Here is a 12,402-nt window from a genome sequence, read left to right on the forward strand (position 1 = left end):
TTGCTTTCACTCGGTTTTGTCACCCTTGACGAACAGCAAGACCACACGTATTGCACTGAGGTGGCGAAATGCGCCAGACGCTACGGCATTTCCGTCTGCCGCTTTTCGCCGCTTGGCATCGATCCGCAGACGGAAAACGTCCGCGGCTTTCTCTTTCAAGAGGAAACGAATGAATGGACAAACGCCGTCTTTGCCATTCCGCCATTTTTATATGACCGCTGCTTTTACGGCAATGATGAGCGGTCCAAAAAAGCAAAACCGATTATGAACTGGTTGAAGCAGCGGCCTGACCTCACGTTTTTAGGCTATGGCCTGCCGGGCAAATGGGACGTATATGAAGCGCTCTCCTCTCACCCGCTCTTGTCCGCATACGTGCCTCCGACTGTCCGGCTTGAGCGCGCCGATGATGTGCTTGCGCTTCTCCGCCGCGAACAAGCCGCCATCGCCAAGCCGGTGCACGGCTCCGGAGGACGCGGTATTTGCATCTTTCAAAAGAAAGGGAAGGCGCTGTCCGTCCAAGACAGTCACGGTCAAGAACCGGCCGTCATTGCCCGCCGAAGCGAGCTGGAACAGCTCCTCGCCTCTTGGAGCCGCCGCGGCGAGTATGTCCTGCAGCCATTGCTTCAGCTATCGACCCCGGAGGGTGAACCGTTTGACCTCCGCATTCTTTTGCAAAAGGATGAAAACGGACGCTGGGTGGAGCGGGTGCGGGCCGTGCGAGTCGGCCGACCGGGGGCATGGGTGGCCAACGTCCGCGCCGGCGCGGACATTCGTCCGTTTTCCGAGTGGCTCGACCGCCTTTCCTCTTCAAAACGTCTCTTCGTGCTCGATGGCGTTGAGACGATCATCCGCACGCTGCCAGTTTATATGGATCACACGTTCGGTCCTTTGTTTGAAATCGGCTTGGATCTTGGTGCAACCGACAACGGGGCGGTGTGGATTTTGGATGTCAATTCCAAGCCGGGGAGAAAAGTGGCGCATCTTCTGCCCCCGGAGCAACAAAACGAACTGTACGAAGCGCCGCTTCGGTATTGCTTGTTTTTGGCTAGAGGGGGGAAAAGCCAATGACCTACACGTTGATCATTGACGAACAACAAACAAATACGGTGATTCTTCCCGCCACGCTCCAAACATCTAGACAAACATCAGCCGCGTTCGGCAGCCTTGTCACCCCATGCCGGGTCATTTCTTCCCCCCGTCTTGTCGACCGTGTGATTGTGGCGCATGACGTTGCCCGATGCTTGTCGATCCCATTTGCCGCTGACGTTCATGTCTTTTTGACCGATGAAGCTGTTCACTTCGGGCCGCTTGTCGGCATTTTGACCGCCGGATTCACAAAGTCGCTCCACCGCCCGGTCGGCAGCCGGAGCTTCTTTTTTGCCAAGTTGCTGGCGCAAGAAAAGCAAGTCGGCGGATTTGCCTTTTTGTTTGGCGCGCCCCATATTGACTGGGAAAACGGCATGACGAACGGCTATTTTTACACAGAGCGCGGCTGGGAACGCCATACGGTGCCGTTGCCGAATGTCGTTTACAACCGGCTGCCAAACCGGCGCGTCGAAAAGGAGGAAACGTTTCAAACGATGACGAAGACGCTGCAAACCACCTACGGCATCCCGATCTTTAACGGGTGTTTTTTCAACAAATGGGACATTTACCGCCGGCTCGCTGCCCATCCGAAGGCGCAGCCGTATTTGCCGGCGACGTCCGCCCACGTGACGCAGCACACCATTGAGCAGTTTCTTGCCCGCTACCGTGAAGCGTACATCAAGCCGGCCGACGGCAGCCTCGGCCGCGGCATTTATCATTTAGCGAAAAAAAACGCCTATGAATGCCGGTTCCGCGATGAAAGCGGAGAAATACAAACAGTGCTGTTTCCCACCGCCATGGCGGTGTGGCATCATTTGCTCGCCCATGCGCCGCTTCACCGCTATGTCATCCAACAAGCGGTTCCGCTTCTTGCCGTCAACGGCCGACCGGCTGATTTCCGCGTTCACGTTAACAAAAACGAACACGGCATATGGCAAGTGAGCGCCATCGCCGCCAAAATCGCTGGAAAACAAAGCATCACGACCCATATGAACAGCGGAGGCATCGTCAAAACGCTGGAAGAAATTTTCCCGGATGCCGCCGAGCGCGAAATCATGCTCGCCCGTCTTTCTGACGCCGCCCTTACGCTCAGCCGTTGCCTTGATGAAGCATCAGAAACGTTGATCGGCGAAATCGGTTTTGACCTTGGTGTTGACCAACAAGGAAGGATTTGGATGTTTGAAGCCAATTCCAAACCCGGACGGTCGATTTTTAAGCATCCAAAATTAAAGGACGCAGACGAACGAACAGCGCGGTTGCCGCTCGCTTACGCCGTCCACCTCAGCAAAACAGCCATCACCGAACCCGAGGCGCTTTGGCCATGCTGACGATCGGCTACCGTCCTGACACCGGCGAGTGGGTGTGCAACAGTCCGGGCGGCCCTTATCGATTCGGCAGCGGCTGGGTTGCTCCCGCCGCTGTCCTTCCCGATCTCGTCTTTCCCGTCCGCGAGCAAGATGGACGGGTGGGACCGCTCGTCGGCGTGCTGATCAGCGCCTCGTCCCTTTCCGCTTTGCTGGCTGGGAAAAAGCCGTGGCTTGAAACCGTCATCCGCTCCATCCACAAAGCCGGCGGCATCTCCGTCGTCAGTGCGGCCGCCGGCATCGGAGAGAAAACGGTCTCCGGATATCTATTCGTTCCGACGCTTCATCGTTTCATCGAAGCGGCCGCTCCACTGCCCGATGTCGTCTACAATCGAGTAAAAAGCCGCGAAGAAGAAGAAAGCGAGCCGTTTCAAACGGCGGCTGCCCAGTTGAGCGCCCACGGCGTTCCACTTGTCAACCGCTCTTTTTTCCGCAAATCGGACGTTTATGACGCGCTGCGGTCCGACCGCCGGCTCTGGCCGCATCTATTGCCGACGGCGCCTGTCCAAACAGCGACCGATCTTCGCGCTTGGCTCCGCCAATACAGCTGCATTTACTTGAAGCGGGATGACGGCGCCAGAGGAATGGGGCTGTTTCGTCTCACCGCCTTGTCAGAGACGGAAGCCATTTGCGAATATCCGGGCGGCCAAAAACGGTTCTGCTCGCTCGATGCGCTCGCATCACTCATTCAGTCCGGCCGCTACATCGCCCAAGCATTGGCTGAAACGGACGAGTGGAATGGACGCCGCTACGATTTGCGCGTGCTCGCCCATTGGCACAACGGCCGCCATACGATCACCGGCATCGGTGTTCGTTCGGCCGACATCGAGTCAGTGACGACCCATGTGTTTCATGGCGGAACCATCCTCCCGTACAAAGAAGTCAAGGAACGCATCGATGAAGCGGCGCTCGAGCGGCTTATTGCCTTGAGCGGCGCACGCCTTGGCGAACGGTTTGGCTTTGTCGGCGAGTTTTCCGCCGACATCGGCGTCGGAAGCGAACAGCAGCTTTACATTTATGAAATCAACGCCAAGCCGATGGTGTTTGATGAGCCGGAGATTGAGGCACGGCGGCTTGAGAGGCTCAATCAGCTGTTTGCCGAGCTCGCTCATCGTACGCCATAGCTAGAAACTGGCCGCTGTAGCGAAGCGCCTGGCGGAACACAGCATCAACCGCTTGTTTGGCGGCTCCATTTAAGCTTTGGCAGACGTTCTGGCATAACATCGCTTTTTCCCACTCAGCCGCCGCCATGGCTTGCAAGAGATCACAACGAGGTGCGCCTGCTTTGCTTTGCTCTCTTTCCGCTCGACCGTCGGCGTTAGCCCCAGCAACTAAATAATGCACGTATTGCCAAAGTTTACGCTGCCGCTCGGCTTCAGCCAAATAGACCGCCCATGCCTCATCCGTTTCCATCTCAGCGAGCTGCCGGGCTTTTTCTTCCGCCGCGGCGGTTGTTTCGAGCAATTTTTTGATCAGCATGATCATCGCGTGCCGCCCCTTTCTTCCCGCTTGTCCTCTTTCATCCATATGAATGGCATGGATAGCGTATGCCTCTTTTGGACAAACTTTAGGAAAAACGATGAGAGGAAGGAGCGAGATGATGGAACGAAATGAAGCCGAGCGCCGGGATTCATTGTACGAAGGACGCGATGAATACTATATGGACATCGACCGCATGATCAACGAAGGGATGGCCGGAGGTGCTGTGTACGGCCACGGCGATGACGTCAACATTGAGGAAGCGCGCGATCTTGTCAAAGAAGAGCCGCCGTACGAAGCCGGCCAGTAAACGGAGCCGATTTTCCCGCCTCGGGAAAGTCGGCCTTTTGTTTTATGAAGCCTCTCCGCTAATGCGTTAGGCAGGGATCGTTCGAAACGACCGCTGTTGGCCAAGCCGCCCGTTCATCCTGCGGCTTTCCCGCTTTCATCCATTGTCTTTCTTTCCATTCGCAGAGATTTGGTATAATGAAAACAACGCCGATTCCTCTTCGGCGTGACATCATCCTTGACGGAAAGTGGTGCGCCGCGATGCTAAAAGAGCTCGAATCGCTTTATGAAGGGGACATCGTCATCAACGGTCAGCCGGAACACCCCGAAGATTACGAATGGTTTTATACCGCCGATGGCGATGAGATCGGCATCGCCAAGCATCGATTGACAGAGCAGGAGCGGCGATTGCTGGCGCTTTTTTTCACCCCCGCCGAGCGCCGACGCGAACCGGAAAGCGAAGAGGAGCGGGCATGGAAACGATGGATGGCAACCGGCGACCCAGCCGCGCTCGCTCGGCTCGCTGCTCCGTATTGCCGGTTCATTCATTTTACAGCCAGCCGGCCGATCGCCAACAAAGAGGAATTTGCTGACGCTGTTCGCGGCTTATTTTCCTCCTCGGTTGCCATCGTCTGGGAACAAGATCGGCGCGGGCTGATCGTCGAAGCGAAACAAAAGCGGACGACGGAGCCGCCTTCGTTAGCGGACATGGCTGAGGCGCTCGCCGCTGATTTTTATACTGCCATTCATTTATTGATCGGCCCAATCCGCTCCGTCGATGAACGGCTATATGAATCGTTTCTCCTTGAAAAAGAGTGTTTTTCCGCCGCTCGGCGCTTTTGGCCGAAACGAACGGTGTACGAATGGGAAGACGTCATTCCGCTTCCGCTCTTTGAAGAAGGAGCAGTCAGTGAGAAAGCCCGCCGGACCCTCTCGTTTCTTGACGGATTCGACGAGGAGGAAGTGCGGGCGATGGAGACGTTTTTGCAATGCAACTTAAACGTCTCGATGGCAGCGAAAAAGCTGTATATGCACCGCAATAGTTTGCAATATCGAATCGATAAATGGACGGAGCAAACTGGTGTTGACATCAAACGGTTCAAAGGGGCGGCAGCCGTCTATTTGGCTATCTTGCACCGGCGCCGTTCGTAATCCCCCGCTTTTTTGTCATGTCGCCGAAAATCGGCGGCATTTTTTGTGCACCTCGTCCATTTACGAATGTTCCTATTTTTCTATACACTAATGGCAAGAAAACGATTTCGGCGATGAGGAGGATGGTTATGGCAGAACTCATTCTTGATCATATTTACAAAATTTACGACAACAATGTGGTCGCCGTCAAAGACTTCAATTTACATATTCAAGACAAAGAGTTTATCGTATTTGTCGGCCCGTCCGGCTGCGGCAAATCCACCACGTTGCGGATGATCGCCGGCCATGAGGAAATTTCCAAAGGCGATCTTTACATCGACGGCAAACGAATGAACGATGTGCCGCCGAAAGACCGCGACATCGCCATGGTGTTCCAAAACTACGCTCTGTATCCACATATGAGCGTCTATGACAACATGGCGTTCGGTTTAAAACTGCGCAAATTCCCGAAAGCGGAAATTGACAAACGCGTCCGCGAGGCGGCGCGCATTCTTGGGCTCGAGCAATATTTGGACCGCAAACCGAAAGCGCTCTCCGGCGGGCAGCGGCAGCGCGTGGCATTGGGACGGGCCATCGTCCGCGATGCAAAAGTGTTTTTAATGGACGAGCCGCTCTCGAACTTGGATGCGAAACTGCGGGTGCAAATGCGCTCAGAGATCGCGAAGCTCCATCAGCGCTTGGAAACGACGACCATTTACGTCACCCACGACCAAACGGAAGCCATGACAATGGCCACCCGTCTTGTCGTCATGAAAGACGGCGTCATCCAGCAAGTCGGGACGCCGCGCGAGGTATACGAAAAACCGGAAAACATTTTTGTCGGCGGCTTTATCGGTTCACCGGCCATGAACTTCCTTCGTGGAACGCTGCAAGACGGCAAGTTTGTCGTCGGCCAAACATCGTTTGGCATTCCGGAAGGAAAAATGAAAGTGTTGCGTGAGCAAGGGTATGTCGGCAAGGAAGTGATTTTAGGCATTCGTCCGGAAGACATTCACGACGAACCGCTCTTCCTTGAAGCATCTCCGGCGACGAAAGTTACCGCTCTCGTCGAAGTCGCCGAGCTGCTTGGCGCTGAATCGATGATCTATTTTAGCATCGACAACCAAGAATTGGTCGCTCGCATCGACGCCCGCACGGAAATCAAGCCGGGCCACCGGATTGACCTGGCGCTTGATATGAACAAAGCGCATTTCTTTGACGTTGAAACGGAACGGCGCATCCGGGCGGCGGATGAAAAGTAACCCCCCATTGTTGTTCATATAGATTCATTCGAAGGCGTTCCGAAAAAACGGAACGCCTTTCCTTTCCACTCCATCAACAGCCTTATTCCTTGATAAAACGCACTTCCTCCTCATGGCAAGTCGGACAGTAAAACAAATGAACACATTCATGATTCGTATACGTGCGCAAATAGCCGTCGACAAGCTTCATGACGTCCGCATCCATGTACGGGCTGTAGTCATCGAAATAATCTGTAACTTTCCCATGATCTTCCATTGGTTGCCGGCAGTAGCTGCAATACACCGTCACCCGGCGCAACCCGTTGCACAGCGGGCATACATTCATGCTGCTTCCTCCTCTAAGATGTTCCTTATCTTTACATATTCCCTAATGGTGACGGCGGTAAAACGTTAAAAATTCCCATATTCTCACCATGCATAACAGGCAAAAAACGTCCCAAACTATGAGTACCGCCAGCGAAATCACCCATCCGTTGCAACAGGGACGCTGGCGAAGCCAAAGGCGGGTGGGCCAGTGGGTTCAGCCAAGCTTGGCACACGCCTTGCAGCGTGAAGTGTTGGTGCAAATCCAACCACCCCAACCATCAAAAATTTTTAAGAGGAGATGATCAACAATGGCACGCAACAATAACAACAACCAACTGTTAGTCGCTGGTGCTCAACAAGCCATTGATCAAATGAAGTACGAAATCGCCCAAGAATTTGGTGTGAACCTCGGCGCTGACACGACTTCTCGCGCGAACGGTTCGGTCGGCGGCGAAATTACGAAACGTCTTGTCGCCATGGCTCAGCAACAACTTGGGGGCCAATTCGGCAACATTCAATAACCGCCTTAACGAACAACTTCATATAGATGGCAAACGCCCCGGGCAGTCAGCCCGGGGCGCTTTCATATGGGAACGGGGAGCGAATCAGGCGCCTCCCGCCTGCTCGGCAAGCGGTTGGCTCAATGAGACAAGCACTTTGCGAATGCGCCGATTGTCGACTTGGCGGACGGTGAACGTCAGCGATCCATATTGCAACGTTTCGCCGACTGCTGGAATACGCTCAAACATCTCAAAAATCCAACCACCCAACGTATGCGATTCGCTCCTTGGCACGTCGATGTTCATCACTTCGCAAAATTCATCCAGCGGCAGTTCGGCGCTGAACTCGAAGCTGTGCTCGTCGATTTGGCGCACCGTTTTCACCGCTTCATCATGCTCATCCCATATTTCGCCGACAATTTGCTCGAGAATATCTTCGAGCGTAATGAGTCCAGCGGTGCCGCCAAACTCGTCGACGACGATCGCCATATGCACTTTGCTTTTTTGCAGCTCCGGCAGAAGATCCGACACTTTCATGGACTCGACAACGAACAACGGCTGGCGCAACAAATCGCGGATGCGCACCTCCCGCTTTTGCACAAGCTCGCTGAAAAAGTCGCTTTCCGACAAAATGCCGATCACGTTGTCAATATCCCCTTCATAGACCGGGATGCGGGAATATTTCTCTTCCAAAAACACGTCGCGAATCTCTTCAATCGGCTGGTTCACTTCTACCGCCACCATATCAGCACGCGGCGTGAAAATTTCTCCGACCAAAATTTCATCAAAATCGAGCGAACGTTGGATCAATTCTTTTTCTTTGTTGTCGATGACCCCTTCTTCTTCACTCAGCTCAACCATCACTTTAATATCTTCCTCCGTAACAGCCGGCACAGCCACCCCATTGGCGAACCTCTTGGCGATTCGATCTTTTAAGGCTTGGAGCGACGCCGTAACCGGCGTCATCAACTTCATCAGCCCATAGGCAAGGCCGGCGTATCGGATGGCGAGCTGCTCCGCATGCTCTTTCGCCATCGATTTTGGCAAAATTTCACCGAAGACGACAAATAATACTGTCATCACCGCCAGCGTGGCAAACAAGCCCATCTGTTCCCCAAGCAACGAAACGGCAATGTCCGTAAAGAGCACGACCGTCACGACGCTGGTGAGGCGGTTGGCCACAGCAAGCGCCAACAACACGCGGTCAAGCTGACCGATCACCGCTTGGAGACGCTTATTGTGCAGATGCTCTTCCGCATAATGCCGCAACCGTGCCTTGCTTGCCGAAGAAAACGCGGCTTCTGCTGAAGCGAACAGTGCATTGGCGAGCAGGGAGAGGAAAAACCACCCGAACAACCTTAACGGCCACTCTTCCAATGAATCTTCACACTCCTATGGATGGTGACGATGTTATTCATATCCATTTTTCCGCCAAATCATGCTGTAAAAGCCACACTTGCCGCGCTAAGCGGAAACAAAGCGATGCGACCGGCAGCAGCCGTTTTCGCTCTTCCTATCTTAAATATAACAAATTTTTCGCCAACTGACTATAGCTGGCGAGTTGTCCTTCCATATAAATCCAGACAACCAAAAAGAAAAATGCGCCGGATAAACCGAGGCGCATCATGATTCAAGCCAACAGGAACCAATCAAATACACAAGAACAAGCAATGAGGCAATGTTGAATGTCACCGACCACTCGGCCATTCGTCTTCCCCTCCCTTTTCTTCCCCTCTTTCATCGTACCATATTGCCGGCGGGAAAAGCAGGGAGGAGAAGGGTGTCTTTTTGACAGTTTGATAAACAAAACAAGGGCGTCCTCCCATCAATGGACGCCCTTATTTCATTTTCCCTCGTTTCAACCTAAATAGCGGTAATAGATCGCCTTTGCCTCCTGCACGTCTTTCGTGCCGTGCACAAGCGCACGGCCGTCGCGAAAGACAACCAATCGCTTGTCGCCGAGCGAAACGGAGACAAGATACGGGTTCGCTTCCGCTTGAAGCCCTTGGCGGCGAAACAGCTCCGCCAATTCATTCAAGTCGTACTGGCGCGGGGCAGGCGGACGGATTTGCACAGAATCGCGCCCGCACAAGACGGCAGTCTTCGTCCGTTGTTCATAGGAAAGAAACGGATAAGATGGATGACGTCCGCACGTCGGGCAACCGTCCTTTTTCACCCCGTCAATGCGAATGGAGGCGTATTCGTTCGTCCAAAGGTCAAACGAAACGAGCTTGCCGCGGAGCGCCGACCAGTCCTCCACTAAAATTTTTAACGCCTCAGCCATCTGATAGCTGACAACCATTTGCACCGCTGGGCTGATAATGCCGGCCGTATCGCACGTCAATCCCCCTTGCGGCACCGTTTCAAGCAAGCAATACAAACAAGGCGTGCGGTTCGGAATGAAGGCGCAGCTTAAACCATAACTGCCGACACAAGCGCCATAAATCCACGGAATGTTGTACTTGTAGGCAACGTCATTGAGGACAAGGCGCGTATCAAAATTATCTGTCGCATCGATCCATAAGTCAGGGCGTTGCTTGAGGGCGATCGTTTCCAATTCTTCTGGGCCGGCGTCGCCGACAATGGCCTCGATCTCAACCTCGCTGTTGATTTGTTCAAGGCGCCGTTTGGCGGCGATCGCCTTTGGCAGCCGCTCCTTCGCATCCGCTTCGCTGTACAGTTGCTGGCGTTGCAAATTGCTCCATTCGACGTAATCGCGGTCAATGATTGTCAATTTGCCGATGCCGGCGCGAACGAGCGCTTCGGCGTTGCCTGTGCCGAGCGCTCCGGCGCCGACTAACACGACATGCTTTCCCCGTATTTTCTTTTGCCCTTCCTCGCCAATCGGTGCAAATAGTTGCTGCCGGGAATACCGTTCGTTCAAACAACACTCATTCCTTCCGTTGGACTGCTCGCTGACGCGTACCGTTTTTTCGGGATGCGTCCGGCTTCATAGCCGAGCCGGCCCGCTTCCACCGCCAGCTTCATCGCCTTCGCCATTTTCACTGGATCGGCCGCGCCGGAAACAGCGGTGTTCAAGAGCACCCCATCCGCGCCAAGCTCCATCGCCAGCGCCGCGTCCGCCGGTCCACCGATGCCGGCGTCGACAATGACCGGCACGTTCGCCTGCTCAATGATAAAGCTCAAATTGAGCGGATTGATGATGCCTTGCCCAGACCCGATCGGCGAGGCGCCCGGCATGATCGCATGGCAGCCAAGCTCCTCTAGCCGCTTCGCCAGAACGACATCATCGGATGTGTACGGCAACACGATAAACCCTTCCTCAAGCAGCATTTCCGCCGCTTTCAACGTCTCAATCGGGTCTGGGAGGAGCGTTTTGTCGCAGCCGATCACTTCTACTTTTATCATATCACACAATCCGGATGCCTTGGCGAGTCGGGCGATGCGCACCGCTTCTTCGGCCGTTTTCGCCCCGGCGGTGTTCGGCAAAAGCTTATATTTGCTTAAATCGAGCTGCTCTAAAAAGTTCGGCTGCTCCGGGGAAAAGATGTTCATCCGCCGGACGGCGAACGTTAAAATTTCCGCCCCTGATGCTTCCACCGCTTCTTTTTGCACGTCCAAGCTCGGATATTTGCCCGTGCCGAGCAACAGCCGCGAAGAAAATTCATATGGGCCAATTTTCAACATCATCAACCGCCTCCTACAAAATGAACGATTTCCACGCGATCACCATCGCATAGCACCGTCGTCCCATACTCATGTTTTTGGATGATGCGGACATTGACTTCGACGATGCAAAGCTTGTTCTCAAGCCGGAAATGGGCAAGCAAATCGCCCACCGTTTTCACCTCGTCGGGCACGGCGACCGTCTCCCCGTTAATCACTAACGTCATTCCACCCCCACCTTTCCGATATGGCGTGTCAACGAAAATGGCGCAAGATCAAACACCGTCTCTTTCCGCTCCACTAAGTCGGCGACAAGCAGACCGGTCAATGGGCTGAGCAAAATGCCGTTCCGGTAATGTCCGGCAGCGACGAATAAGCCGCGCCGCTCCGGATGCTCGCCTAGATAAGGCAAGCCGTCTTCGGTCTGCGGCCGAATGCCGCTCCATGATGCCACCCATTCCGCCTGTTCGATGTCCGGAACAAGGTGGGCGGCGCGGTGAAGCAAGTTCATCACCCCACCGGCCGATACACGTCGATCGAACGTGCCGGGCGTGGACGTCGCTCCGATGAGCAGCCGGTTTCCTGATTTCGGAACGATGTAGCAGCCGTTTTTCGCAAATACAGTCGTTTGCAACAACGGAACCGGGGCGCGCACCATGACGCATTCTCCTTTGACCGGATAAACGGAAAGCGAAAGCCCGACCCGCGCGCCGAGCCGCGCCGCCCAAGCGCCGGAAGCGATGACGACCGCCTCGGCGGCAAACGTCCCGCCTGTTGTGTCTAACACATGCCCACTGCTGTCGGAACGGATGTCGAACACTTCCGTATACTCGTACAGACAAGCGCCGGCGGAGGCGGCGGCATAGGCAAGAGCGGCGGCCAAATCCGGAGCGCTCACTTGCCCATCGCCAGGGATGTACATCGCGCCGGCAAGCGCTTCCGCCGCAAGACGCGGCTCCATTTCAAGCGCCTCCCCTTTCGTGAGCCACTGCACCGGTTCGCCTATGCCCCGCCAAAATGTATAATGGCGATAGAGATCGTCTGCTTCCTCTTCCGTTGTCGCTAGTTTGATCAATCCTTTTTCGACAAGGCCGATATCGATGCCGGTCCTCTCCCTCAGCTCTTCAGCCAAGGCCGGCATGAGAGCTCGACTTTGCAAGGCAAGCGGCACAAGCGGGCTTGACGTCGAAAACTCGGATTGCGCCCCCAGCATACCGGCCGCCGCGCTTGACGCCCCGCTTCCCATCGTTCCTTTTTCAAAAATGGCGACGCGATGCCGCCGCTTGGCGAGCTCAAAACCGATGGCCGCCCCAATCACCCCGCCGCCGACGATGGCGACGTCATACCGATGCGTCATCC

At 54.8% G+C, this 12,402-nt stretch carries 14 protein-coding genes; 7 read left to right on the forward strand and 7 right to left on the reverse strand.

Annotated features, from left to right (window positions below):
- From CD000_RS12085 to CD000_RS12095, 3 genes are read left to right on the forward strand one after another with little or no spacing between them, the layout of a single operon-like run.
- Complete coding sequence (locus tag CD000_RS12085; RefSeq protein ID WP_096225757.1) at window positions 1–1,068, forward strand: YheC/YheD family endospore coat-associated protein; 1,068 nt, start codon at window positions 1–3, stop codon at window positions 1,066–1,068.
- Complete coding sequence (locus CD000_RS12090) at window positions 1,065–2,414, forward strand: YheC/YheD family endospore coat-associated protein (RefSeq protein ID WP_096225758.1); 1,350 nt, start codon at window positions 1,065–1,067, stop codon at window positions 2,412–2,414. Before CD000_RS12085 ends, CD000_RS12090 begins: the two co-directional genes overlap by 4 nt.
- Entirely contained in the window at window positions 2,408–3,574 is a 1,167-nt protein-coding gene (locus CD000_RS12095) for a YheC/YheD family endospore coat-associated protein (protein WP_096225759.1), read from the forward strand. The genes CD000_RS12090 and CD000_RS12095 overlap by 7 nt, the downstream gene beginning before the upstream one ends.
- Here CD000_RS12095 and CD000_RS12100 read toward each other — a convergent pair.
- Window positions 3,534–3,935 carry a hypothetical protein gene (locus CD000_RS12100; RefSeq protein ID WP_011230138.1) on the reverse strand — a complete coding sequence of 134 codons (402 nt, stop codon included), beginning with the start codon at window positions 3,933–3,935 and terminating at the stop codon, window positions 3,534–3,536. The genes CD000_RS12095 and CD000_RS12100 overlap by 41 nt on opposite strands.
- A gap of 115 nt (window positions 3,936–4,050) precedes the next feature.
- On the opposite strand from CD000_RS12100, the gene CD000_RS12105 reads away from it, so the two are divergent.
- The 3 genes from CD000_RS12105 to CD000_RS12115 all read left to right on the forward strand — a co-directional run bounded on the left by CD000_RS12105 (window position 4,051) and on the right by CD000_RS12115 (window position 6,610).
- Window positions 4,051–4,239 (forward strand): hypothetical protein, encoded by a 189-nt coding sequence (locus CD000_RS12105; RefSeq protein ID WP_011230137.1) that lies wholly within the window; start codon window positions 4,051–4,053, stop codon window positions 4,237–4,239.
- A gap of 239 nt (window positions 4,240–4,478) precedes the next feature.
- Window positions 4,479–5,369, forward strand: a complete 891-nt coding sequence (locus CD000_RS12110; RefSeq protein ID WP_096226289.1) for a PucR family transcriptional regulator — start codon at window positions 4,479–4,481, stop codon at window positions 5,367–5,369.
- 128 nt (window positions 5,370–5,497) lie between these two features.
- Window positions 5,498–6,610 carry an ABC transporter ATP-binding protein gene (locus CD000_RS12115; RefSeq protein WP_096225760.1) on the forward strand — a complete coding sequence of 371 codons (1,113 nt, stop codon included), beginning with the start codon at window positions 5,498–5,500 and terminating at the stop codon, window positions 6,608–6,610.
- Between the two features lie 82 nt (window positions 6,611–6,692).
- Here the strand turns inward: CD000_RS12115 and CD000_RS12120 are convergent, their stop codons facing one another.
- Window positions 6,693–6,935, reverse strand: a complete 243-nt coding sequence (locus CD000_RS12120; RefSeq protein WP_011230134.1) for a hypothetical protein — start codon at window positions 6,933–6,935, stop codon at window positions 6,693–6,695.
- Between the two features lie 289 nt (window positions 6,936–7,224).
- Here CD000_RS12120 and CD000_RS12125 point away from each other — a divergent pair, with 289 nt between their 5' ends.
- On the forward strand, window positions 7,225–7,437 hold the full coding sequence (locus CD000_RS12125; protein ID WP_011230133.1) for an alpha/beta-type small acid-soluble spore protein: 213 nt from the start codon (window positions 7,225–7,227) through the stop codon (window positions 7,435–7,437).
- Window positions 7,438–7,521: 84 nt separating this feature from the next.
- Here the strand turns inward: CD000_RS12125 and CD000_RS12130 are convergent, their stop codons facing one another.
- The 5 genes from CD000_RS12130 to thiO form a co-directional block, all read right to left on the reverse strand.
- Window positions 7,522–8,793 (reverse strand): hemolysin family protein, encoded by a 1,272-nt coding sequence (locus CD000_RS12130; RefSeq protein WP_011230132.1) that lies wholly within the window; start codon window positions 8,791–8,793, stop codon window positions 7,522–7,524.
- Between the two features lie 481 nt (window positions 8,794–9,274).
- The gene (locus CD000_RS12140; protein WP_023634429.1) at window positions 9,275–10,300 is read right to left on the reverse strand and encodes a thiazole biosynthesis adenylyltransferase ThiF; all 1,026 of its coding nucleotides are present in this window, start codon (window positions 10,298–10,300) and stop codon (window positions 9,275–9,277) included.
- Window positions 10,297–11,064, reverse strand: coding sequence for a thiazole synthase (locus CD000_RS12145; RefSeq protein ID WP_013146257.1), 768 nt, complete (start codon window positions 11,062–11,064; stop codon window positions 10,297–10,299). The genes CD000_RS12140 and CD000_RS12145 overlap by 4 nt, the downstream gene beginning before the upstream one ends.
- A 2-nt stretch (window positions 11,065–11,066) precedes the next feature.
- A complete protein-coding gene (gene thiS, locus CD000_RS12150) occupies window positions 11,067–11,270 on the reverse strand; it encodes a sulfur carrier protein ThiS (protein WP_011230128.1) in 204 nt (67 codons plus the stop codon).
- A complete protein-coding gene (gene thiO / locus CD000_RS12155) occupies window positions 11,267–12,400 on the reverse strand; it encodes a glycine oxidase ThiO (RefSeq protein WP_096225761.1) in 1,134 nt (377 codons plus the stop codon). The genes thiS and thiO overlap by 4 nt, the downstream gene beginning before the upstream one ends.
- Between the last annotated feature and the right edge of the window lie 2 nt (window positions 12,401–12,402).

It is taken from the genome of Geobacillus sp. FJAT-46040 (assembly GCF_002335725.1).
Lineage (GTDB): Bacteria > Bacillota > Bacilli > Bacillales > Anoxybacillaceae > Geobacillus > Geobacillus thermoleovorans.

Excerpts from the sequence above, each read along its gene's own strand:
- CD000_RS12090 (WP_096225758.1), top strand. The coding sequence starts at position 1,065 with ATGACCTACACGTTGATCATTGACGAACAACAAACAAATACGGTGATT.
- CD000_RS12095 (WP_096225759.1), top strand. The coding sequence starts at position 2,408 with ATGCTGACGATCGGCTACCGTCCTGACACCGGCGAGTGGGTGTGCAAC.
- CD000_RS12100 (WP_011230138.1), bottom strand. The coding sequence starts at position 3,935 with ATGATCATGCTGATCAAAAAATTGCTCGAAACAACCGCCGCGGCGGAA.
- CD000_RS12105 (WP_011230137.1), top strand. The coding sequence starts at position 4,051 with ATGGAACGAAATGAAGCCGAGCGCCGGGATTCATTGTACGAAGGACGC.
- CD000_RS12110 (WP_096226289.1), top strand. The coding sequence starts at position 4,479 with ATGCTAAAAGAGCTCGAATCGCTTTATGAAGGGGACATCGTCATCAAC.
- CD000_RS12115 (WP_096225760.1), top strand. The coding sequence starts at position 5,498 with ATGGCAGAACTCATTCTTGATCATATTTACAAAATTTACGACAACAAT.
- CD000_RS12120 (WP_011230134.1), bottom strand. The coding sequence starts at position 6,935 with ATGAATGTATGCCCGCTGTGCAACGGGTTGCGCCGGGTGACGGTGTAT.
- CD000_RS12125 (WP_011230133.1), top strand. The coding sequence starts at position 7,225 with ATGGCACGCAACAATAACAACAACCAACTGTTAGTCGCTGGTGCTCAA.
- CD000_RS12145 (WP_013146257.1), bottom strand. The coding sequence starts at position 11,064 with ATGTTGAAAATTGGCCCATATGAATTTTCTTCGCGGCTGTTGCTCGGC.
- thiS (WP_011230128.1), bottom strand. The coding sequence starts at position 11,270 with ATGACGTTAGTGATTAACGGGGAGACGGTCGCCGTGCCCGACGAGGTG.
- thiO (WP_096225761.1), bottom strand. The coding sequence starts at position 12,400 with ATGACGCATCGGTATGACGTCGCCATCGTCGGCGGCGGGGTGATTGGG.